The sequence below is a fragment of the Paraburkholderia caffeinilytica genome, assembly GCF_003368325.1.
GTDB classification, from domain to species: domain Bacteria; phylum Pseudomonadota; class Gammaproteobacteria; order Burkholderiales; family Burkholderiaceae; genus Paraburkholderia; species Paraburkholderia caffeinilytica.
Window position 1 is genome coordinate 3,250,503 of record NZ_CP031467.1, and the last position, 21,905, is coordinate 3,272,407.

General features: G+C 60.3%; 22 protein-coding genes. 20 read left to right on the top strand and 2 right to left on the bottom strand.

The window, feature by feature from the left end; all coding sequences use genetic code 11:
* Position 1: 1 nt before the first annotated feature.
* The 20 genes from DSC91_RS30840 to DSC91_RS30935 all read left to right on the top strand — a co-directional run bounded on the left by DSC91_RS30840 (position 2) and on the right by DSC91_RS30935 (position 19,621).
* A complete protein-coding gene (locus tag DSC91_RS30840; protein WP_115782318.1) occupies positions 2–1,255 on the top strand; it encodes an NADH-quinone oxidoreductase subunit D in 1,254 nt (417 codons plus the stop codon).
* Positions 1,256–1,386: 131 nt separating this feature from the next.
* A complete protein-coding gene (gene nuoE, locus DSC91_RS30845; RefSeq protein WP_054034960.1) occupies positions 1,387–1,872 on the top strand; it encodes an NADH-quinone oxidoreductase subunit NuoE in 486 nt (161 codons plus the stop codon).
* Positions 1,869–3,197 carry an NADH-quinone oxidoreductase subunit NuoF gene (gene nuoF / locus DSC91_RS30850; protein ID WP_115782319.1) on the top strand — a complete coding sequence of 443 codons (1,329 nt, stop codon included), beginning with the start codon at positions 1,869–1,871 and terminating at the stop codon, positions 3,195–3,197. The genes nuoE and nuoF overlap by 4 nt, the downstream gene beginning before the upstream one ends.
* Positions 3,198–3,310: 113 nt before the next feature.
* Positions 3,311–5,644 (top strand): NADH-quinone oxidoreductase subunit NuoG, encoded by a 2,334-nt coding sequence (nuoG, locus tag DSC91_RS30855; protein ID WP_115782320.1) that lies wholly within the window; start codon positions 3,311–3,313, stop codon positions 5,642–5,644.
* A complete protein-coding gene (nuoH, locus tag DSC91_RS30860) occupies positions 5,645–6,709 on the top strand; it encodes an NADH-quinone oxidoreductase subunit NuoH (protein ID WP_115782321.1) in 1,065 nt (354 codons plus the stop codon). It begins immediately after the preceding gene.
* 15 nt (positions 6,710–6,724) lie between these two features.
* On the top strand, positions 6,725–7,213 hold the full coding sequence (nuoI, locus tag DSC91_RS30865; RefSeq protein ID WP_012401389.1) for an NADH-quinone oxidoreductase subunit NuoI: 489 nt from the start codon (positions 6,725–6,727) through the stop codon (positions 7,211–7,213).
* 191 nt (positions 7,214–7,404) lie between these two features.
* Positions 7,405–8,091: an NADH-quinone oxidoreductase subunit J gene (locus tag DSC91_RS30870; RefSeq protein WP_115782322.1), complete on the top strand. Its 687-nt coding sequence runs from the start codon at positions 7,405–7,407 to the stop codon at positions 8,089–8,091.
* 20 nt (positions 8,092–8,111) lie between these two features.
* Complete coding sequence (nuoK, locus tag DSC91_RS30875; RefSeq protein ID WP_013339863.1) at positions 8,112–8,417, top strand: NADH-quinone oxidoreductase subunit NuoK; 306 nt, start codon at positions 8,112–8,114, stop codon at positions 8,415–8,417.
* Between the two features lie 17 nt (positions 8,418–8,434).
* Positions 8,435–10,507 (top strand): NADH-quinone oxidoreductase subunit L, encoded by a 2,073-nt coding sequence (gene nuoL, locus DSC91_RS30880; protein WP_115782323.1) that lies wholly within the window; start codon positions 8,435–8,437, stop codon positions 10,505–10,507.
* A gap of 14 nt (positions 10,508–10,521) precedes the next feature.
* Positions 10,522–12,012, top strand: coding sequence for an NADH-quinone oxidoreductase subunit M (locus tag DSC91_RS30885; protein ID WP_115782324.1), 1,491 nt, complete (start codon positions 10,522–10,524; stop codon positions 12,010–12,012).
* Between the two features lie 24 nt (positions 12,013–12,036).
* The gene (gene nuoN, locus DSC91_RS30890) at positions 12,037–13,509 is read left to right on the top strand and encodes an NADH-quinone oxidoreductase subunit NuoN (RefSeq protein WP_115782325.1); all 1,473 of its coding nucleotides are present in this window, start codon (positions 12,037–12,039) and stop codon (positions 13,507–13,509) included.
* Positions 13,509–13,805: a DUF2818 family protein gene (locus tag DSC91_RS30895; RefSeq protein ID WP_007175603.1), complete on the top strand. Its 297-nt coding sequence runs from the start codon at positions 13,509–13,511 to the stop codon at positions 13,803–13,805. The genes nuoN and DSC91_RS30895 overlap by 1 nt, the downstream gene beginning before the upstream one ends.
* A gap of 42 nt (positions 13,806–13,847) precedes the next feature.
* Complete coding sequence (locus DSC91_RS30900) at positions 13,848–14,432, top strand: NUDIX domain-containing protein (RefSeq protein ID WP_115782326.1); 585 nt, start codon at positions 13,848–13,850, stop codon at positions 14,430–14,432.
* 326 nt (positions 14,433–14,758) lie between these two features.
* Positions 14,759–15,007 carry a hypothetical protein gene (locus DSC91_RS38370; protein ID WP_115782327.1) on the top strand — a complete coding sequence of 83 codons (249 nt, stop codon included), beginning with the start codon at positions 14,759–14,761 and terminating at the stop codon, positions 15,005–15,007.
* 50 nt (positions 15,008–15,057) lie between these two features.
* Positions 15,058–15,582, top strand: a complete 525-nt coding sequence (locus DSC91_RS30910; RefSeq protein WP_115782328.1) for a helix-turn-helix transcriptional regulator — start codon at positions 15,058–15,060, stop codon at positions 15,580–15,582.
* A gap of 259 nt (positions 15,583–15,841) precedes the next feature.
* Entirely contained in the window at positions 15,842–16,267 is a 426-nt protein-coding gene (locus DSC91_RS30915; protein ID WP_115782329.1) for a DUF1178 family protein, read from the top strand.
* A gap of 48 nt (positions 16,268–16,315) precedes the next feature.
* Complete coding sequence (locus DSC91_RS30920) at positions 16,316–17,512, top strand: acyl-CoA dehydrogenase family protein (RefSeq protein ID WP_115782330.1); 1,197 nt, start codon at positions 16,316–16,318, stop codon at positions 17,510–17,512.
* Positions 17,513–17,522: 10 nt separating this feature from the next.
* Positions 17,523–18,650 (top strand): acyl-CoA dehydrogenase family protein, encoded by a 1,128-nt coding sequence (locus DSC91_RS30925; RefSeq protein ID WP_115782331.1) that lies wholly within the window; start codon positions 17,523–17,525, stop codon positions 18,648–18,650.
* Between the two features lie 36 nt (positions 18,651–18,686).
* A complete protein-coding gene (locus DSC91_RS30930; RefSeq protein WP_115782332.1) occupies positions 18,687–19,145 on the top strand; it encodes a MaoC family dehydratase in 459 nt (152 codons plus the stop codon).
* Complete coding sequence (locus tag DSC91_RS30935) at positions 19,142–19,621, top strand: MaoC family dehydratase (RefSeq protein ID WP_115782333.1); 480 nt, start codon at positions 19,142–19,144, stop codon at positions 19,619–19,621. The genes DSC91_RS30930 and DSC91_RS30935 overlap by 4 nt, the downstream gene beginning before the upstream one ends.
* Positions 19,622–19,765: 144 nt before the next feature.
* Here DSC91_RS30935 and DSC91_RS30940 read toward each other — a convergent pair whose 3' ends face one another.
* Both DSC91_RS30940 and DSC91_RS30945 read right to left on the bottom strand, forming a co-directional pair.
* Positions 19,766–20,467 carry a glutathione binding-like protein gene (locus DSC91_RS30940; protein WP_115782334.1) on the bottom strand — a complete coding sequence of 234 codons (702 nt, stop codon included), beginning with the start codon at positions 20,465–20,467 and terminating at the stop codon, positions 19,766–19,768.
* A 141-nt stretch (positions 20,468–20,608) separates the two neighbouring features.
* Complete coding sequence (locus tag DSC91_RS30945) at positions 20,609–21,868, bottom strand: acyl-CoA dehydrogenase family protein (RefSeq protein ID WP_115782335.1); 1,260 nt, start codon at positions 21,866–21,868, stop codon at positions 20,609–20,611.
* Between the last annotated feature and the right edge of the window lie 37 nt (positions 21,869–21,905).

The following is a 21,905-nucleotide window of genomic DNA, read 5'->3' on the forward strand; positions in this document are numbered from 1 at the left end:
CATGGCAGAGATCAAGAACTACACGCTCAACTTCGGCCCTCAGCATCCGGCCGCGCACGGTGTGCTGCGCCTCGTGCTCGAACTCGACGGCGAAGTCATCCAGCGCGCCGATCCGCACATCGGCCTGCTGCATCGCGCGACCGAAAAGCTCGCGGAAACCAAAACCTTCATCCAGTCCGTGCCGTACATGGACCGCCTCGACTACGTGTCGATGATGGTCAACGAGCACGGCTATGTGATGGCGATCGAAAAGCTGCTCGGCATCGAAGTTCCGGTTCGCGCTCAGTACATTCGCGTGATGTTCGACGAAATCACGCGCGTGCTGAACCACTTGATGTGGATCGGCGCACACGCGCTCGACGTCGGCGCGATGGCGGTTTTCCTCTACGCGTTCCGCGAGCGCGAAGACCTGATGGACGTGTACGAAGCGGTGTCCGGCGCACGGATGCACGCGGCTTACTATCGTCCGGGCGGCGTGTACCGCGATCTGCCTGACGCAATGCCGCAATACAAGGCGTCGAAGATTCGCAATGCGAAGGCCTTGTCGAAGATGAACGAGAACCGCCAGGGTTCGCTGCTCGACTTCATCGACGATTTCTTCACGCGTTTCCCGAAGTGCGTCGACGAATACGAAACGCTGCTCACCGACAACCGGATCTGGAAGCAACGTCTGGTCGGTATCGGCGTGGTCAGCCCGGAACGGGCGCTGAATCTCGGCATGACCGGCGCGATGTTGCGCGGCTCGGGTATCGAGTGGGATCTGCGCAAGAAGCAGCCGTACGAAGTCTACGACAAGCTCGATTTCGACATCCCGGTCGGTGTGAATGGCGACTGTTATGACCGGTATCTGGTTCGCGTCGAAGAAATGCGGCAGTCCACACGGATCGTGAAACAGTGCGTTGAGTGGTTGCGTAAGAATCCGGGCCCGGTGATGGTCGACAATCACAAGGTTGCGCCGCCGTCGCGGGTCGGCATGAAGTCGAACATGGAAGAGCTGATTCACCACTTCAAGCTCTTCACGGAAGGCTTCCATGTGCCGGAAGGCGAGGCATACGCCGCCGTCGAACATCCGAAGGGCGAGTTCGGTATCTACCTGATCTCGGACGGCGCGAACAAGCCGTATCGCCTGAAAATTCGGGCGCCGGGCTATGCGCACCTGTCCACGCTCGACGAAATGGCGCGTGGCCACATGATCGCCGACGCCGTGACGATCATCGGCACGCAGGACATCGTGTTCGGCGAAGTGGATCGCTAGGACGTATTCATCAGCGCGCGTCTTCAGATTGCACCGAAGCGCGCGTCAAGCAAAGGAACGCCGGGTCTGTCGCAACATGCAACGCGCGACGGGTTTTCGTTCGGTAGGAATTGAAAGAGTCGTGTCTGAAAATGATCTCAGCTGAAGGCCTGAAAGAAATCGATCGTGCGATCGCGAAGTATCCCGCCGATCAGAAACAGTCCGCCGTGATGTCGGCGCTGGCTACTGCTCAGGAAGAGCATGGCTGGCTGTCGCCCGAACTCATGCAGTTCGTCGCGGACTATCTCGGCATGCCGGCGGTCGCCGTGCAGGAGGTGGCTACCTTCTACACGATGTACGAGACCTCGCCGGTCGGCAAGTACAAGATCACGCTCTGCACGAACCTGCCGTGCCAGCTCGGCCCGGACGGCGGTTCCGACAGTGCCGCTGAATATCTGAAGCAGAAGCTCGGCATCGACTTCGGCGAAACCACGGCTGACGGCAAGTTCACCTTGAAAGAAGGTGAGTGCATGGGCTCGTGCGGCGATGCGCCGGTGATGCTGGTGAACAACCATCGCATGTGCAGCTTCATGAGCCGCGCGAAGATCGACCAGCTGCTCGAGGAACTTTCGAAATGACGTCTTTACACGATCGTCACATCAAACCGCTGATTCTCGCCGGCCTGAACGGCGACAACTGGCATCTTGAAGATTATGTGGCGCGCGGCGGTTACGCCCAGCTGCGCCGTATTCTCGAAGAAAAGATTCCGCCCGAGCAGGTGATCGCCGATGTCAAGGCGTCGGGTCTGCGCGGCCGTGGCGGTGCGGGCTTCCCGACCGGTCTGAAGTGGAGCTTCATGCCGCGTCAGTTCCCGGGCCAGAAATACCTCGTCTGCAATTCGGACGAAGGCGAACCGGGCACGTTCAAGGATCGCGACATCCTGCGTTTCAATCCGCACTCGCTGATTGAAGGCATGGCCATCGGCGCGTACGCGATGGGCATCACGGTCGGCTACAACTATATCCACGGCGAAATCTGGGAAGTCTACAAACGCTTCGAACAAGCGTTGGAAGAAGCCCGTCGCGCCGGATTCCTTGGCGACAACATCATGGGTTCGGGCTTCTCGTTCGAACTGCATGCGCACCACGGCTACGGCGCCTACATTTGTGGCGAAGAAACCGCGCTGCTCGAGTCGCTGGAAGGCAAGAAAGGTCAGCCGCGCTTCAAGCCGCCGTTCCCGGCGAGCTTCGGCGTGTACGGCAAACCGACTACGATCAACAACACCGAGACGTTCGCCGCGGTGCCGTTCCTGCTCGCGATCGGTCCGCAGAACTACCTCGAAATCGGCAAGCCGAACAACGGCGGCACGAAGATTTTCTCGATTGCAGGCGACGTCGAGCGTCCGGGCAACTATGAAATTCCGCTCGGCACGCCGTTCGCCACGCTGATGGAATTGGCCGGTGGCGTGCGCGGCGGCAAGAAGATCAAGGCCGTCATTCCTGGCGGTTCGTCGGCGCCGGTGATCCCGGGCGACATCATGATGCAGACCGACCTGGACTACGACTCGATCGCGAAGGCCGGCTCGATGCTCGGTTCCGGCGCGGTCATCGTGATGGACGAGACGCGTTGCATGGTGCGCTCGCTGCTGCGTTTGTCGTATTTCTATTACGAAGAGTCGTGCGGTCAATGCACGCCGTGCCGCGAAGGCACGGGCTGGCTGTATCGCGTCGTACATCGCATCGAACATGGGCTCGGCCGTCCGGAAGATCTGGATCTGCTGAACTCGGTCGCTGAGAACATCATGGGCCGCACGATTTGCGCGCTCGGCGATGCAGCGGCCATGCCGGTTCGCGGCATGCTCAAGCACTACTGGGACGAATTCGAATATCACGTCGCTCACAAGCATTGCCTCGTCGGCGGTCATGCCGGTGCGGCAGCGGCGTCGGAAACAGTGGCTGCCTGAGTGCGCTGAACAGGTACGCACCAGAACACGTCATCCGCGGGATTCATCGCCTGAAACGGGCGATGAACGGGGCGAACGATTGAGCGGTAACAGGTTAAGGAAGATTGACCATCATGGTTGAACTTGAAATAGACGGCAAGAAAGTAGAGGTGCCTGAAGGCAGCATGGTGATCCAGGCTGCGCATAAGGTCGACACGTACATTCCTCACTTCTGCTATCACAAGAAGCTGTCGATTGCGGCCAATTGCCGGATGTGTCTGGTCGATGTCGAAAAGATGCCGAAGGCCGTGCCTGCATGCGCCACGCCGGTGTCGGCGGGCATGATCGTGCGCACCAAGTCGGACAAGGCCGTGAAGGGCCAGCAAGCCGTGATGGAATTCCTGCTGATCAACCATCCGCTGGATTGCCCGATCTGCGATCAGGGTGGCGAGTGTCAGTTGCAGGATCTGGCGGTGGGTTACGGCAAGTCGTCGTCGCGCTATAGCGAAGAAAAGCGTGTCGTGTTCCACAAGAACGTCGGCCCGCTGATCTCGATGGAAGAAATGTCGCGTTGCATCCACTGCACGCGTTGCGTCCGCTTCGGCCAGGAAGTTGCCGGCGTGATGGAACTCGGCATGCTGGGCCGCGGCGAGCATTCGGAAATCACGTCGTTCGTCGGCAAGACGGTCGACTCCGAACTGTCGGGCAACATGATCGATCTGTGCCCGGTCGGCGCGCTGACCAGCAAGCCGTTCCGCTACAGCGCCCGCACGTGGGAACTGTCGCGTCGCAAATCGGTGAGCCCGCACGATTCCGTCGGCGCAAACCTCGTGGTGCAAGTGAAGAACAATCGCGTGATGCGTGTTCTGCCGTTCGAAAACGAATCCATCAACGAATGCTGGATTTCGGACAAGGACCGTTTCTCGTACGAAGGTCTGAACAGCCCGGAACGTCTCACGCAGCCGATGCTCAAGCAAGGCGGCAAGTGGGTCGAGACCGACTGGCAAACCGCGCTTGAATACGTGGTCAAGGGTCTGAAGGGCATCAAGGGCGACCACGGCGCGAACGCGCTGGCCGCGCTCGGCAGCGCTCACAGCACCGTCGAAGAACTGTTCCTGTTGAAGCAGCTGGCCCAGGCGGTCGGCACGCCTAACGTCGACTTCCGTCTGCGTCAGTCGGATTTCTCCGCGCCTGTGAACGGTGCGCCGTGGCTCGGTACGGCGATCGCCGACCTCTCGAACGTCGACGCCGCGCTGGTGATCGGTTCGGATCTGCGCCGCGATCATCCGCTGTTTGCCGCGCGTCTGCGCCAGGCTGCCAAGAGCGGCACGAAGCTCACGCTGGTGCAAGCCACCAACGACGACGCGCTGATTCCGCAAGCGCAACGCGTGGTTGCCGCGCCGTCGGCATGGCTCGACGCACTGGCTGGCATTGCGGGCGCGGTGTCGGAAGCAAACGGCGTTGCACTGCCGGAAGCCTTCGCCGGCACGCAGCCGACGGACGCCGGCAAACAGGTCGCGAAGTCGCTCGCCACCGGCGAACACCGCGTGGTGCTGCTTGGTAACGGTGCGGTGCGCCATCCGGACTTCGCCGCGATTCACGCTGCGGCGCAATGGATCGCAGACGCGACCGGCGCAACGCTGGGTTTCCTGACGGAAGCCGCCAACACGGTTGGCGCGCATCTTGTGAACGCACTGCCGGGCGAGGGCGGTTTGAACGCTCGCGAAGTGTTCGAGCAACCGCGCAAGGGTTATGTGCTGCTGAACGTCGAACCGGAATTCGACACGGCCAATCCGGCGCAGGCTTTGGCCGCGCTCAAGCAGGCTGAAATGGTCGTCGTGATGTCGCCGTTCCAGATTGGCGCCGAATTCGCTGACGTCCTGCTGCCGATTGCTCCGTTCACGGAAACGGCCGGCACGTTCGTCAACGCTGAAGGTACGGTGCAGACGTTCAACGGTGTAGTGCGTCCGCTCGGCGACACGCGTCCGGCATGGAAGGTTCTGCGCGTTCTCGGCAGCCTGCTCGGCGTGCCGGGCTTCGAATTCGACACCGCGGAAGAAGTGCGCACCGCGGCCCTTGGCGATGGCGAGATCAGGTCGCGTCTGTCGAACAAGACGGGCGTCACGGTTGCACGTGGCAAAGCAGCGAAGGCGGCGGAAGGCAAGTTCGAGCGAATCGCCGACGTGCCGATTTACCATGCCGACGCACTGGTGCGTCGTGCCGAGTCGCTGCATCTGACGGCCGCGGCGCGTGCAGCGAATTCGGTCGGTCTGCCGGCCGCGCTGTTCGACAAACTGGGTTTGAAGGAAGGCGACGCAGTGCGCGTGCGCCAGGGCGAGCAATCGGTGCAGTTGCCGGCCGTGCGCGACGCGAATCTTGCGGAGACGGTCGTCCGCGTATCGGCGGCTACGCCTGCCGGTGCAGCGCTGGGCAACCTGTTCGGTGAACTGGTGGTGGAGAAGGCGTAAATGAGCTTGTTCGATACGATCAACTCGGGCGGCACCCAGCTTCTCGGTGTGGCATGGCCCACGGTGTGGGCACTGGTGCGCATCCTGGTGGTGGCCGTCGTGATCCTGCTGTGCGTGGCTTACCTGATTCTGTGGGAGCGTAAGCTGATCGGCTGGATGCACGTGCGTCTCGGCCCGAACCGCGTGGGTCCCGCAGGTTTGCTGCAGCCGATCGCCGACGTGCTGAAGCTGTTGCTGAAAGAAGTGATTCAGCCGGCTCAGGCGAGTCGCTGGATCTACATGATCGCGCCGATCATGGTGGTGGTGCCGGCCTTCGCGGTCTGGGCGGTCATTCCATTCCAGGCTGGCGCGGTTCTCGGCGACATCAACGCGGGTCTGCTCTACGCGATCGCGATTTCGTCGATCGGCGTGTACGGCGTGATTCTGGCCGGCTGGGCGTCGAACTCGAAGTACGCGTTCCTCGGCGCAATGCGCGCTGCCGCTCAGATGGTCTCGTACGAAATTTCGATGGGCTTCGCACTGGTCGTCGTGCTGATGACCTCGGGCAGCCTGAATCTGTCGGATATCGTGACTTCGCAGGAGCGCGGCATTTTCGCCGGCTACGGCCTGAACTTCCTTTCGTGGAACTGGCTGCCGCTGCTGCCGATGTTCGTCGTGTACTTCATCTCGGGCATCGCCGAAACGAACCGTCACCCGTTCGACGTGGTGGAAGGCGAGTCGGAAATCGTCGCGGGCCACATGATCGATTACTCGGGGATGGCGTTTGCGCTGTTCTTCCTCGCCGAGTACATCAACATGATCGTGATCTCGGCATTGGCTGCAACACTCTTCCTCGGCGGCTGGAGCGCACCGTTCGGCTTCCTGTCGTTTGTCCCGGGCATCGTTTGGCTCGTCGCCAAGGTCTTCTTGCTGCTGTCGGTATTCATCTGGGCGCGTGCCACGTTTCCGCGCTATCGCTATGACCAGATCATGCGTCTGGGCTGGAAAATTTTCATTCCGGTTTGCGTGGTGTGGCTCATCGTGGTCGGCTTCTGGATCATGTCGCCGTTGAATATCTGGAAATAAAGGGCGGATGAACCCATGACCGCAATCCAAAACTTTTTCAAGACCTTCTTCCTGACGGAACTGCTCAAAGGCCTCGCACTGACCGGACGTTATACGTTCCAGCGCAAGATCACGGTGCAGTTTCCGGAAGAGAAAACACCGATTTCGCCGCGTTTCCGCGGCCTGCATGCGCTGCGCCGCTATGAAAACGGTGAAGAACGCTGTATCGCCTGCAAGCTGTGTGAAGCGGTGTGCCCGGCACTCGCCATCACGATCGAATCGGAAACCCGTGCGGATAACACGCGCCGCACGACGCGTTACGACATCGACCTGACCAAGTGCATCTTCTGTGGTTTCTGCGAAGAGAGCTGCCCGGTCGATTCGATCGTCGAGACGCACATTCTCGAATATCACGGTGAAAAGCGCGGCGACCTGTATTTCACGAAAGACATGCTGCTGGCGGTGGGCGATCGCTACGAAGCGGAGATCGCTGCGAACAAGGCAGCCGACGCACCGTATCGTTGAAGCACTTCAGTAAGCGGTAAATGCGGCAATAAATGCAGCAGTAACACGGCCTGTTGTCGGGCCGAGCGCCACGGCCTGACCGCCGTGGCACGGCGCACCTGTGCGGCTGTTCTGGCGGTTTCGGCCGCTTTTGCCCGCTACAGGTGCCAAAGAACAATGCCTGACGATGGCCTAACGATGAACCGGTAATCATGGAATTCACGACCGTACTGTTCTACATCTTCGCGCTGCTCCTGGTTGTTTCAGGACTGAAGGTGATCACTTCGCGCAACCCGGTTTCGTCCGCACTGTTTCTGGTGCTGGCGTTCTTCAACGCAGCCGCGATCTGGATGCTGCTGCAGGCCGAGTTCCTTGCGATCCTGCTGGTGCTGGTGTATGTCGGCGCGGTGATGGTGCTGTTCCTGTTCGTCGTGATGATGCTGGACATCAACCTCGACGTGCTGCGCAAAGACTTCAAACGCTTCGTGCCGATGGCGACCCTCGTGGGCGCGATCATCGTGATCGAGACCGCGTTGATCCTGTGGCACGGCTACGGCGCGACCGCCACGGCGCTGCGCGACACGACAGCCGCCGCGAACGGCATGGCCGACTGGTCGAACACGCGTCTGATCGGCAAGGTCATCTACACCGATTACATCTTCGCGTTCGAAGTCGCCGGCCTCGTGTTGCTGGTGGCGATCATCGCGGCGATTGCGCTGACCACGAGCCACAAGAAAGACAGCAAGCGCCAGAACGTCAGCGAGCAGGTCAAGGTGCGTGCTCAGGACCGCGTGCGCATCGTGAAGATGGCATCTGAAAAGACCGCGGCAACCGTCGCGGCGGAAGAAGCCGCGGCAGCGGCAGCAGCAGCCGACTCGGCACCTGCTAAAAACAGCTGAGCGGACAGGAGATAGAAATCATGTTGACCCTTGCTCATTACCTTGTCCTCGGCGCGATCCTGTTTGCGATCAGCGTCGTGGGCATTTTCCTGAACCGTCGCAACGTCATCATCATCCTGATGGCGATCGAACTGATGCTGCTGGCGGTGAACACCAATTTCGTCGCGTTCTCGCATTACCTCGGCGACGTGCATGGCCAGATCTTCGTTTTCTTCGTGCTGACGGTTGCAGCAGCTGAAGCGGCGATCGGCCTCGCAATTCTGGTGACCCTGTTCCGTAGCCTCGACACGATCAATGTCGAGGACCTCGATCAGCTCAAAGGTTAATTTCAGGTAAAGCGGTTATGTCAACGACACTCAATGAAAACCTGCTGCTGGCGATCCCGCTGGCACCGCTGGCCGGCTCCCTGATTGCGGGGCTGTTCGGGAAAGCGGTAGGGCGCGCCGGCGCGCACTCGGTCACGATCCTCGGCGTCGCAGTTTCCTTCATCCTCTCGGCCATCGTCTTCTTCCAGGTGATGGACGGCGCGAGCTTCAACGCGACCGTTTATGAATGGATGACGATCGGCAAGACGAAGTTCGAGATCGGCTTCCTGGTCGATTCGCTGACGGCGATGATGATGTGCGTGGTGACCTTCGTGTCGCTCATGGTGCACATCTACACGATCGGCTATATGGCCGACGACGACGGCTACCAGCGCTTCTTCTCGTACATCGCGCTGTTCACGTTCTCGATGCTGATGCTCGTGATGAGCAACAACTTCCTGCAGCTGTTCTTCGGCTGGGAAGCGGTGGGTCTGGTGTCGTACCTGCTGATCGGCTTCTACTTCACCCGTGAGAGCGCGATCTACGCGAACATGAAGGCGTTCCTCGTGAACCGCGTCGGCGATTTCGGGTTCCTGCTCGGTATCGGCCTGCTGTTCGCCTTCGCCGGTTCGATGAACTACGGCGACGTCTTTGCGAAGCGCACCGAACTCGCGGCATTGAGCTTTCCGGGCACGGACTGGGGTCTGCTGACGGTCGCCTGCATTTGCCTCTTCATCGGCGCGATGGGTAAGTCGGCGCAGTTCCCGCTGCACGTCTGGCTGCCGGATTCGATGGAAGGCCCGACGCCGATTTCCGCGCTGATTCACGCGGCAACCATGGTGACAGCCGGTATCTTCATGGTCGCGCGCATGTCGCCGCTGTTCGAACTGTCGGAAAGCGCGTTGTCGTTCATTACGGTGATCGGTGCGATTACGGCGCTCTTCATGGGCTTCCTCGGGATTGTCCAGAACGACATCAAGCGTGTGGTTGCGTACTCGACGTTGTCGCAGCTCGGCTACATGACGGTCGCGCTCGGCGTGTCGGCCTATCCTGTCGCGATTTTCCACCTGATGACGCACGCGTTCTTCAAGGCGCTGCTGTTCCTCGGCGCGGGTTCGGTGATCATCGGCATGCACCATGATCAGGACATGCGCAACATGGGCGGTCTGCGCAAGTACATGCCGATTACGTGGATTACGTCGCTGGTCGGTTCGCTGGCGCTGATCGGTACGCCGTTCTTCTCGGGCTTCTACTCGAAAGACTCGATCATCGACGCAGTGAAGCTGTCGCATCTGCCGGGTTCGGGTTTCGCCTACTTCGCGGTGGTGGCGAGCGTGTTCGTTACTGCGTTGTACTCGTTCCGTATGTACTTCATGGTGTTCCACGGCAAGGAGCGCTTCCGCGATGCGAAGCATCCGGAATCGCCGATGGGCGCTGAAGCCGCAGCTCACGGACACGCCGCACATGGTCACGACGCGCACGGCCACGGCCATGGTCACGACGACCACGCGCACGAGCCGCATGAAACCCCGTGGGTGGTATGGCTGCCGTTGGTGCTGCTGGCGATTCCGTCGATTGTGATCGGTGCGATCGGTGTCGCTCCGATGCTGTTCGGCGACTTCTTCCAGCACGGTGTGGCGTTCGACAAGGTGATCTTCATTGGCGAAAACCATCCGGCGCTGCATGAGATGGCGGAAGAATTCCAGGGCTGGGCGTCGATGGGTTTCCATTCCGTTGCCGGCTTGCCGGTGTGGCTGGCGCTCTCCGGCGTCGTGGTCGCGTGGTTCCTGTATCTGGTTCGTCCTGATCTGCCGGCTGTCATCAAGCGCGCGTTCGGTCCGATCTACACGCTGCTCGACAACAAGTACTACATGGACAAGATCAACGAAGTCGTGTTCGCGCGGGGCGCCGTGGCAATTGGCCGTGGTCTCTGGAAGGAAGGCGACGTCGTGGTTATCGACGGTATCGTCAACGGCAGCGCGCGCTTTATCGGCTGGTTTGCCGGCGTGATCCGCTTCCTCCAATCCGGCTATATCTACCACTACGCGTTTGCCATGATTATCGGCATGTTGGGGCTCCTGACCCTGTTTGTAACGCTCGGCGGCAAATAAGGCGAGGGACACTAATGCACGCTTATCCGATTCTCAGTATTGCGATCTGGTTACCGATCCTCGTAGGTCTCCTGGTCCTGGCTATCGGTTCCGACCGGAACCCGGCTCCGGCGCGCTGGATCGCGCTGATCGGCTCGGTCGTCAGCTTCCTCGTGACGATCCCGTTGATTACTGGTTTTGATTCGAGCACCGCCGATCTGCAGTTCGTCGAAAAGGCGAACTGGATCGAGCGCTTCAACATCACGTATCACCTGGGTGTCGACGGCATCTCGATGTGGTTTGTGGTGTTGACCGCATTGATTACGGTGATCGTCGTGATCGCCGCGTGGGAAGTCATCACGAAGAACGTGGGCCAGTACCTCGCTTCGTTCCTGATCCTGTCCGGCATCATGGTCGGCGTGTTCAGCGCAGCGGACGGCATGCTGTTCTATGTGTTCTTCGAGGCGACGCTGATTCCGATGTACATCATCATCGGCGTGTGGGGCGGGGCGAACCGTGTGTATGCGGCGTTCAAGTTCTTCCTGTACACGCTGATGGGCTCGCTGCTGATGCTGGTTGCGTTGCTGTACCTGTACATTCAGACCGGCACGTTCGATCTGGCGACGTGGCAGAACACGCAGATCGGCATGACGCCGCAGATATTGCTGTTCATAGCGTTCTTCCTGGCCTTTGCCGTGAAGGTGCCGATGTGGCCGGTTCACACGTGGTTGCCTGACGCCCACGTGGAAGCGCCGACCGGCGGCTCGGTCGTGCTGGCCGCGATCATGCTGAAGCTGGGCGCCTACGGTTTCGTGCGCTTCTCGCTGCCGATCGCCCCGGACGCAAGCCACTTTCTCGCACCGGTCGTGATCACGCTGTCACTGATCGCGGTGATTTACATTGGTCTGGTCGCGATGGTGCAGACCGACATGAAGAAACTGGTCGCGTATTCGTCGATCGCGCACATGGGTTTCGTGACACTCGGTTTCTTTATCTTCAATCAGCTCGGCGTGGAAGGCGCGATCGTGCAGATGATCTCGCACGGTTTCGTGTCGGGCGCGATGTTCCTGTGCATCGGCGTGTTGTATGACCGTATGCACTCGCGTCAGATCGCCGATTACGGCGGTGTCGTCAACGTGATGCCGAAGTTCGCGGCGCTCGTGATGCTGTTCTCGATGGCCAATTGCGGCTTGCCGGGTACGTCCGGTTTCGTCGGCGAGTTCATGGTGATTCTGGCTGCTGTCCAGTACAACTTCTGGATCGCGGGCGGAGCGGCTGTCACGCTGATTCTCGGCGCGGCCTACACGCTGTGGATGTACAAGCGCGTGTACTTCGGCGCGGTCGCCAACGATCACGTGAAGGACCTCCTCGACATCAACCGTCGCGAATTTTTCATGCTGGCAGTGCTCGCCGCACTGACGCTGTTCATGGGCCTGTATCCGAAGCCCTTTACCGATGTGATGCACGTATCCGTGGAAAACCTCCTCTCCCACGTTGCGCAGTCGAAACTGCCGTTGCCACAGTAACGCAGAGCGGAGGAATTAAAGACCATGCAAAACGCCCCTATGACTGCTCTGTTGCCCGACGCACTGGTGATGCTCGCCGTTGTCGTCGCGTGGCTCAACGACACGTTCGTCGGCCAGGCCGGTCGCCGTACCACGTATTTCATCGCGGTCGTCTCGACGCTGGTTGCCGGCGTCTGGTTCGCGATGAACGCGTTCGACCCGCAAGTGCACTACTTCTTCGGTCACATGTATGTGGTGGATTCGTTCGCCAACGTGATGAAGGCGGTGGTGACGCTCGGCTACACCGTGTCGATTGTCTATTCGCGCCGCTACCTGGAAGATCGCGCTCTGTTCCGCGGTGATTTCTTCCTGTTGGGTATGTTCTCGTTGCTCGGCCAGCTCGTGATGATCTCCGGCAACAACTTCCTGACGCTGTATCTCGGTCTGGAACTGATGTCGCTGTCGCTGTACGCGGTGATCGCGCTGCGCCGCGAAGTGCCGCAGTCGAACGAAGCTGCGATGAAGTACTACGTGCTCGGCGCGCTGGCTTCCGGTTTTCTGCTGTACGGCATCTCGATGCTGTACGGTGCGACCGGTTCGCTCGACCTGAATGAAGTGTTCAAGGCGATCGGCACGAGCCACTACGATCCGAGCGTGCTGCTGTTCGGCGTGATCTTCATCGTGGCCGGCGTGGCATTCAAGATGGGTGCGGTGCCGTTCCACATGTGGGTGCCTGACGTCTATCAGGGCGCGCCGACGGCGATGACACTGATCGTCGGCGGCGGTCCGAAGGTGGCGGCATTCGCATGGGGTCTGCGCTTCCTCGTGATGGGTCTGCTGCCGCTCGCGGTCGAATGGCAGCAGATGCTGGTGATTCTGGCGGCGCTGTCGCTGATCGTCGGCAACATTACCGGTATCGTGCAGCGCAACGTCAAGCGCATGCTCGCCTATTCGGCAATCTCGAACATGGGCTTCGTGCTGCTGGGTCTTCTGGCCGGCGTGGTCGACCAGAAGACCACGGGCGCCGCAAACGCGTATGGCTCGGCGATGTTCTACAGCATCGTCTACCTGATTACGACGCTGGGCACCTTCGGCGTCGTCATGCTGCTGGCGCGCCGCGATTTCGAGGCAGATACGCTCGAAGACTTCAAGGGTCTGAATCAACGCAGCCCGGTGTTCGCGTTCGTGATGATGATCATGATGTTCTCGCTTGCCGGCATTCCGCCTGCGGTCGGTTTCTACGCGAAGCTGGCGGTGCTGCAGGCCACCATGAATGCCGGTTTGACCTGGCTCACGGTGCTGGCTGTGATCACATCGCTGTTTGGTGCGTTCTACTACCTGCGTATCGTCAAGCTGATGTATTTCGACGAGCCGCAGGACAAGTCGCCGATCGTCGCGGACACCAGCACGCGAGCATTGCTGGCGCTCAACGGTGTTGCCGTGCTGGTGCTTGGCGTCGTGCCGGATCCGCTGCTGAAGGCCTGCTTGCAGGCGATCCAGCATACGCTGCTGCTCTGATGTCGGCTGCGGGTTGGTTTATCGTGTTGTTGGCGCTGGTTGGCGCCAACCTGCCGTTTCTGAATCAGCGCCTTTTCGCCGCCGTGCCGCTGAAAGCGGCGAAGAAGAGCGCCTGGATCCGGATTGCCGAACTGATCGTGCTGTACTTCGTGGTCGGCGCGCTCGGCTTTCTGCTGGAAGCGCGCGCGGGTAACCGCTTCGAACAGGGGTGGCAGTTCTACGCGATCACGTTCGCGCTGTTCGTCGTGTTCGCATTTCCCGGCTTTACTTTCCAGTATCTCGTCAAACGTCGCTGACGGCGTCTCGCCGTCGCGCACCAAGCTGTCCTGAGGTCGCATATGGCTGAACTTCCCGATCACGACGCCGCGCTCACCGAGATCTGTCTCGAGAGCAAAACGATCCATCAAGGGCCATTCCTGACGCTCAAGTGCGACACGGTCCGCTTGCCCGACGGTAAGCAGGCCACTCGCGAGTACGTTCAGCACCCGGGCGCCGTGATGGTGATTCCGCTATTCGACGATGGCCGCGTGCTGCTGGAAAGCCAGTACCGCTATCCGATGGGCAAGGTGATGGTCGAGTATCCCGCGGGCAAACTCGATCCGAACGAAGGCGCGCTGGCCTGCGCGAAACGCGAGTTGCAGGAAGAGACCGGCTATACGGCACGCGAGTATGTCTATCTGACACGCATTCATCCGATCATTTCCTACTCGACGGAATTCATCGATATTTACCTTGCGCGTGGGCTCACTGCCGGCGAGCGCAAACTCGACGACGGCGAATTCCTCGAACTGTTCACGGCCAGCGTCGCCGATATGGTGGAATGGGTGCGCACGGGCAAGGTGACGGACGTGAAAACCATCATTGGTACGTTCTGGCTGGAGAAGGTGTTGTCGGGCGCCTGGCCAATGGCCGAGCCGCAATAGCGCGCTCAGTTCGGAGCGCGGAACGGGCGCGAGTTGCGCGCCGGTTGAGAAATCTGCCAAAAGCCCCTGTTGGTCTACGACCGGCAGGGGCTTTGTCATTGTGGGCGTCACTTCTCTTTATGCCTGAAAAACGGGCTCCAGTCCTATGCCATCCGACAGTCTCGCCTCATGGCCGTTGCCACACTAGTATCGATGTTTGACAACGGAGTGTGTTATCGCAGTTATTTTGGATAACGAAAGGTGTGGGACGGATTCGATTGCGGTCGAGTGCGCCAAAGGTTGTCACTTGACAACCTTTGGCGCACGGGCTAAATTGGAGGGTATAGATGGTTCGTGGAGTCCATTCCAAAAAAGAGGTCGAGGCCGCGCTGGCGTACGCCGAAAGAAACGGCTGGCGTGTGCAGGGCGGTGGCAAAGGTCATGCGTGGGGCAAGATTTACTGTCCCTACAATGACTCGGAGTGTCGTTGCGGCGAGTTCTGCATCTCGAGTGTGTGGAGTACGCCGAAGAATCCTGGCAATCATGCCAGGCACCTCAGGCGCATTGTCGACAACTGCACGACACGTCGGCAGTAAAAGTGTTCGAGGGGCAAAAGCCCGCAGTTGAATGAAAGCAGGAGTAGCTTATGGAATATGTGTTCACCCTGAAGTACCGGCTCGCGGCTGAAGATTGCGATCTTGACGAGATCGTCGAGCGGCTGGGCGAGGCCGGATGCAACGACGCTACGGTCGGCGTCGGGCAACCGGGGCGCATTGCACTGGTTTTTGCTCGCGAAGGCGTATCGGCGTTCGAAGCACTTGTCAGCGCACTCAAAGATATCAAGCAGGCAGTGCCGTCTGCGCGCCTTGTCGAGGCGGGGCCGGATTTCGTCGGCCTCACGGATGTCGCAGAGGTCGCGGGCGTGTCACGGCAAAACATGCGTAAGCTGATGCTGAGCCACGCCATCGATTTTCCGCCGCCGGTTCATGAGGGTAGCGCGTCAGTGTGGCACCTGTCGGACATTCTTGACTGGTTGACGGCGCGTGGCGGGTATGACATCAAGGCGGACGTATTCGATGTCGCGAAATCGGCCAAGCAGATCAATCTCGCCAAAGAGGCACTCGAACTTGAGCCGCGGCTCAACCGTCGGCTCGAATTCCTGGTGGCTTAAAAGGTGCATAGTGGAGCGTTGTGCCAACCCGTCAACCCATCAACCCGGCACAGTCGGCGCATCCTTTCGTCTACAGGTTTGGTGTGCCGTTCGCCACTTGAACCACCTTCGGCAGGCCGTTGCGCAAAGCGTTAAAATCGCCCACCGCGTTCGATTTATCAGCGACGCCAGGCGTCAACGCCTCGTCCGTAAAAATTTACGAACGACCGTTCACAAATTTCCATTTTGCGCTAAACTGGCACGCAAGCCCTGATTCCACATGAAGGTCCTCGATTTACAGTGTCCGCATGGCCATCGGTTCGAAGGCTGGTTCGCTTCGGCAGATGACTTCGAGTCGCAGCAGTCCCGCAAGCTCGTTGAATGTCCGATCTGCGGTGCGAATGAAGTAAGCCGTTTGCCGTCGGCGCCGCGCCTGAATCTTTCGGGTGCGACCGAAGCGAAAGTTCCTGCGGATGCGGGAGAAATGCAGGCGCGCGTCATGCGTGCCTTGCGCGAGGTACTGGAGAAGACGGAGAACGTGGGTGACCGCTTCGCCGAGGAAGCACGACGCATTCACTACAACGAAGCGCCGGCGCGCAATATTCGCGGTGTCACGACACCGGAAGACGCGAAAGCCTTGGTCGAGGAAGGCATCGAAGTGATGCCGCTGCCGGTCCCGGCTGCCTTGAAGGAACCGCTGCAATAGCGCAGTGGCTCACTGGCGGCGGGCGGTTGCGGCCAGGAGACACGACGCATGAATCTGGACTATTCCTCCGCTGACGACGCGTTTCGCGCCGACATCCGCGCTTGGCTCGAAGCGAATCTGCCTCGCGAACTGAGCGACAAAGTACTCAACCACAAGCGTCTGAACCGCGAAGACTTCGCAAGCTGGCACAAGCTGCTCGGCACGCGCGGCTGGTCTGTCGTCGCCTGGCCGAAGGAATACGGTGGCCCAGGTTGGGACGCGACCCAACGGCATATCTGGGACGAGGAGTGTGCGCGTATCGGTGCGCCGTCGGTGTTGCCGTTCGGCGTCTCGATGGTGGCGCCCGTGCTGATGAAGTATGGCAACGAGGCGCAGAAGCGCCACTATCTGCCGCGCATTCTCGACGGCACGGACTGGTGGTGTCAGGGCTATTCCGAACCGGGCTCCGGTTCCGACCTGGCTTCGCTGCGCACGCGTGCTGAGCGCGTTGGCGATCACTATGTGGTCAACGGCCAGAAAACCTGGACCACGCTCGGCCAGTACGCCGACATGATGTTCTGCCTCGTGCGCACAGATAGCGGCGCGAAAAAGCAGGAAGGCATTTCGTTCCTGCTGATCGATATGAAAACGCCGGGCATCACCGTGCGTCCCATCATCACGCTCGACGAAGACCATGAAGTCAACGAAGTGTTTTTCGAGGACGTGAAGGTGCCGGTCGAAAATCTGGTCGGCGAAGAGAATCGTGGCTGGACCTATGCGAAGTATCTGCTCGGGCACGAACGCACCGGTATTGCGCGCGTCGGGCAATCGAAACGTGAGCTCGTATTCCTGAAGCGCCTCGCGCTGGAGCAGAAGAAAAACGGCAAACCGTTGCTGCAAGATCCTGTGTTCGCCGCGAAAGTCGCGAGCCTCGAAATCGAACTGATGGCGCTCGAAGTCACCGTGCAACGCGTGGTCGCCAATGAAGCGGGTGGACGGGGGCCGGGACCGGAAGCCTCGATGCTCAAGATCAAGGGCACGGAAGTGCAGCAAGCGCTGACCGAACTGATGTTCGAGGCAATCGGACCGCTCGCCGCACCGTTCGACGTGCCATTCCTCGAAGGCGAACGCGAGCATAGCCTCGCCGGTGACGATGACGCCGCGCCGCTGGCCGCGTACTACTTCAACTTCCGCAAGACGTCGATTTACGGCGGCTCGAACGAAATTCAAAAGAACATCATCGCGCAGATGATTCTGGGACTTTGAGGAGCGGCGCATGGACTTCACTTTCAACGACGAACAACAGCAATTTGCTGACGCGCTGCGCCGCTATCTGGACAAGAGCTACGGGTTCGAAGCGCGCCAGGCGATCGTGCAATCCGAGACCGGCGTGTCGGATGCGCACTGGACCGCTTTTACCGAACTAGGCCTGACTGCCTTGCCGGTGCCGGAAGCGCAGGGTGGTTTCAACGGCAGCCCGATCGACATGCTGGTGGTCATGCAGGAGCTCGGACGTGCTTTGGTGGTCGAGCCATATTGGGCAACCGCTGTGAGTGTCGAGGCGCTGCGATTGGCGGGCACCGGACAAGGCGAAGACGCGTCGCTGCTCGAACGCGCGGCCCAGGGCGAAATCAGGCTCGCGGTCGCCTTTCACGAACCGCACGCGCGCTACGATCTGTTCGAGGTCGAGACAGTTGCGAACAGTCAGGGCGATCAGCACACGTTGACCGGCACGAAATCGGTTGTGCTGCATGGCGCACAAGCCGATTACTGGATCGTGCCGGCCCGGCTGAATGGTGAGATCGCGCTCTTTGTCGTCGCCGGCGATGCGGCCGGCGTCAAAGTCACCGACTACCGCACAATCGACGGCCAGCGCGCCGCGACTCTCGCATTCGATAGCACGCCTGCACGCCGGCTTGCCGGCAAACACGCCGGCGCCGCGGCGCTCGAGCATATCGCGGACTACGGCACGGTATTGCTGTGTGCAGAGGCGGTTGGCGCACTCGACGCACTGAACCACGCAACGGTCGAGTACACCAAAACGCGCCAGCAGTTCGGACAGCCGATCGCGCGTTTCCAGGCGCTACAGCATCGCATGGTAGAGATGCTGATTCACGCCGAGCAGGCGCGTTCGATCACTTACCTGGCGGCGGTGCGTTACACCTGCGAAGACGCCGACGAACGTCGACGTGCCGTCTCAGCAGCGAAGGTGCGAGTCGGCCAGGCCGCCCGTTTCGTCGGTCAGCAGGCGGTGCAGTTGCACGGCGGCATGGGCGTCACGAACGAAGTCGCCGCGGCGCATCTGTTCAAACGTCTGGCTATCATCGAAACCACATTGGGCGATGTCGATCACCATCTCGCGCGGTTCGCCGCGTTGCCCGGTTTTGTCACTGCCGAAGCCTGATCAGCCGGTCGAATCGGATAAGAAAGAGGTGTGACGATGGGTCTGAGTTTCGAGGACATGGTAGTCGGCACGACGACGGAAGTCGGCAAGCATACTTTCACGCGTGAAGAGATCGTCGAGTTCGCGGAGAAGTTCGATCCGCAGCCATTTCACGTGGACGAGACGGCGGGCGAAGCGTCGCCGTTTCGCGGACTGGTCGCAAGCGGCTGGCACACCTGTTCGGTCATGATGGGCATGCTGGTGCGCAACGTGATTTCGGATTCCACGTCGATGGGCTCACCCGGTGTGGACGAGATCCGCTGGTTGAAGCCGGTGCGCGTGGGCGACACGATCACGATGACGAACGCCGTGCTCGACAAGCGCGTTTCGCAGAGCAAGCCGGATCGCGGCATCGTTTCAACGCAGTGGGAAGGCATCAACCAGCACGGCGAAACCGTGATCACTGTGCGCTCGAAGGGGCTGTTCGGCCTGCGCAATCCGGGAACCGCATCATGACGGGTAGCAACGTGGTGCCTGCAGTAACGTTTGGCGATGCAGCGGCGTTGCGTGCGCTGATTGGCGCCGAGCCGCTCGTGAGCGACTGGCTGACGGTCGATCAGGCGAGCGTCGATCGTTTCGCTGAAGCCACCGGCGATCACCAGTGGATTCACGTCGACCCCGAGCGGGCAAAGCGTGAGTCGCCGTTCGGTGGTCCGGTCGCGCACGGGTTCATGACGCTCTCGTTGATTCCGGCGCTGCTCGGCAAGACGGTCGCGCTTAAGCAGCGCATGGGCGTCAATTACGGACTGAATCGTGTGCGGTTCACGTCGCCGGTGCTGGTCGGTTCGCAGTTGCGTGCCCGGTTTGCGGTGGGATCCGTCGCCGACATCGACAACGCCGGTGTGCAGGTTGAGTGGCGTGTGACGCTGGAGCGGCAAGGCAGTGAGCGGCCGGTCTGTGTCGCGGAGTTCATCACACGGCACTATTTCTAACCGTTCATAGCCAACTGGTTGGCAAAAAAGCGCGAGTGGCGGTGACGCCGTTTCGCGCTTTTTTATGTCGATGCCTCCAGGGCTGGCAATGCGGCGGTCGTTGTCAATGCGAACGACCGTCGATGCAACGGAACGGCAGCACGACTACCGCTTCGCGTATTGCGTCGCGCCGAACAGCATCTCTTTAGCCTTGTCGTCCATGAGCGGCTTGCGGGCCGACGCCAGCACGTCGACGCCGCGTATCACGGCCGGGCGCGCGGCGATTTCTTCGTGCCACCGCTTCACATGCGGAAACGTGTCCAGTTCGATGCCCTGATTCTGCCAGGAGCGTGTCCACGGAAATGCGGCGATGTCGGCGATCGTGTAGTCGTTGCCAGCCAGGTACCGTGTTTTGCCGAGCTGCGTATCCATCACGCCATAAAGGCGCCGCGCTTCGTTCGTATAGCGATTGATCGCGTATTCGATTGGTTCCGGCGCGTAGATACGGAAATGATGCGTTTGCCCGAGCATCGGGCCGAGTCCGCCCATCTGGAACATCAGCCACTGCAGAGCGGCGTAGCGTGCGGCCGGATCGGTCGGCAGGAACTTGCCGGTTTTTTCCGCGAGATAAATCAAAATCGCACCCGATTCGAACAGCGCGAACGGCTTGCCGTCGGCGCCTTTAGGACCTTCGGAATCGACGATCGCCGGAATCTTGTTATTCGGGCTAATGGCGAGGAATTCGGGTTTGAACTGGTCGCCGGCGCCGATATTGACGCCGTGCGCCGCGTACGCGAGGCCCGTTTCCTCGAGCATGATATGAGCCTTGTGGCCGTTCGGGGTGGCCCAGCTATAGACGTCGATCATTCTGGCTCCTTCATTTCATGAAAGCGGCGCCACAAAGGGCGCCGCAGTTGACGAAAATTAGAGCACAGATCGAACGATGCTGCTGGCCGTGGATCCGCGCGATCTGAGGCCGCGCTGCCGGCTACCGCCTCAGCCCCGACTTCAAACGCGCGTAATTGGCGTTTCCACGCGAGCTGCGGCACCGGCGTCCATGTAGCGCGCCAGTTCAAGTTTTGCGATCGCATTGCGGTGCACTTCGTCGGGGCCATCGGCGAAACGCAACGTCCGTGCGGATGCATAGGCATACGCCAGCGGAAAATCGTCGCTGACACCGCCGCCGCCGTGCGCCTGGATCGCCCAGTCGATCACCTGACATGCCATATTCGGCGCAACCACCTTGATCATGGCGATCTCGCCACGCGCGCCCTTGTTGCCGACCGTGTCCATCATGTACGCGGTTTTCAGCGTCAGCAGACGCGCCTGTTCGATCATGCAACGCGCTTCGGCCATGCGTTCCTGCGTGACGCCTTGCGCGGAAACCGGCTTGCCGAAAGCGACACGTTGCATGGAACGTTTTGCCATGAGTTCGAGCGCGCGCTCGGCGAGACCGATCAAACGCATGCAATGGTGGATGCGTCCCGGTCCGAGGCGACCTTGAGCGATTTCGAAGCCGCGTCCTTCGCCGAGCAGCATGTTGGTCGCCGGCACGCGCACGTTTTCGAGCGTGATTTCCATGTGGCCGTGCGGCGCGTCGTCGTAGCCGAATACGGTGAGAGGGCGGTGCACGGTGATACCAGTCGCGTCGGCGGGGACCAGAATCATCGACTGTTGCGCATGGCGCGGCGCCTCGGAGTCGGTCTTGCCCATCACGATGTAGACCTTGCAGCGCGGATCCCCAGCACCGGACGACCACCACTTGTGGCCGTTGATCACGTAGGCGTCGCCATCGCGCACGATGCTCGTCTGGATATTGGTCGCGTCCGACGACGCCACTTCCGGCTCGGTCATCAGAAACGCCGAGCGGATGTGTCCTTGCAGCAGTGGTTCGAGCCATTCGCGCTTGTTGTCGTCGCTGCCGTAGCGCTCGATCGTTTCCATGTTGCCGGTGTCGGGCGCACTGCAGTTGAACACTTCCGGCGCCCAGGGTACGCGGCCCATGATTTCGCACAGCGGCGCGTATTCAAGATTCGTGAGACCGGCCCCGCGTACCGATTCAGGCAGGAACAGATTCCACAAACCGGCCTCGCGCGCTTTCTGTTTCAGTTGTTCGATCAGTTCGGTTGGCAGCCATGCGTTGCCGTTCTGACGATTGCGCGCGATCTCCGCATAGAACACCTGCTCGTTCGGATAGATGTGCTCGTCGAAGAAGGCGAGCAATTTTTCGCGCAGCGCCTGCACTTTCGGGGTGTAATCGAAATTCATGTATGACCTCGCGGATGACGAATGACGTTTGTTCGGG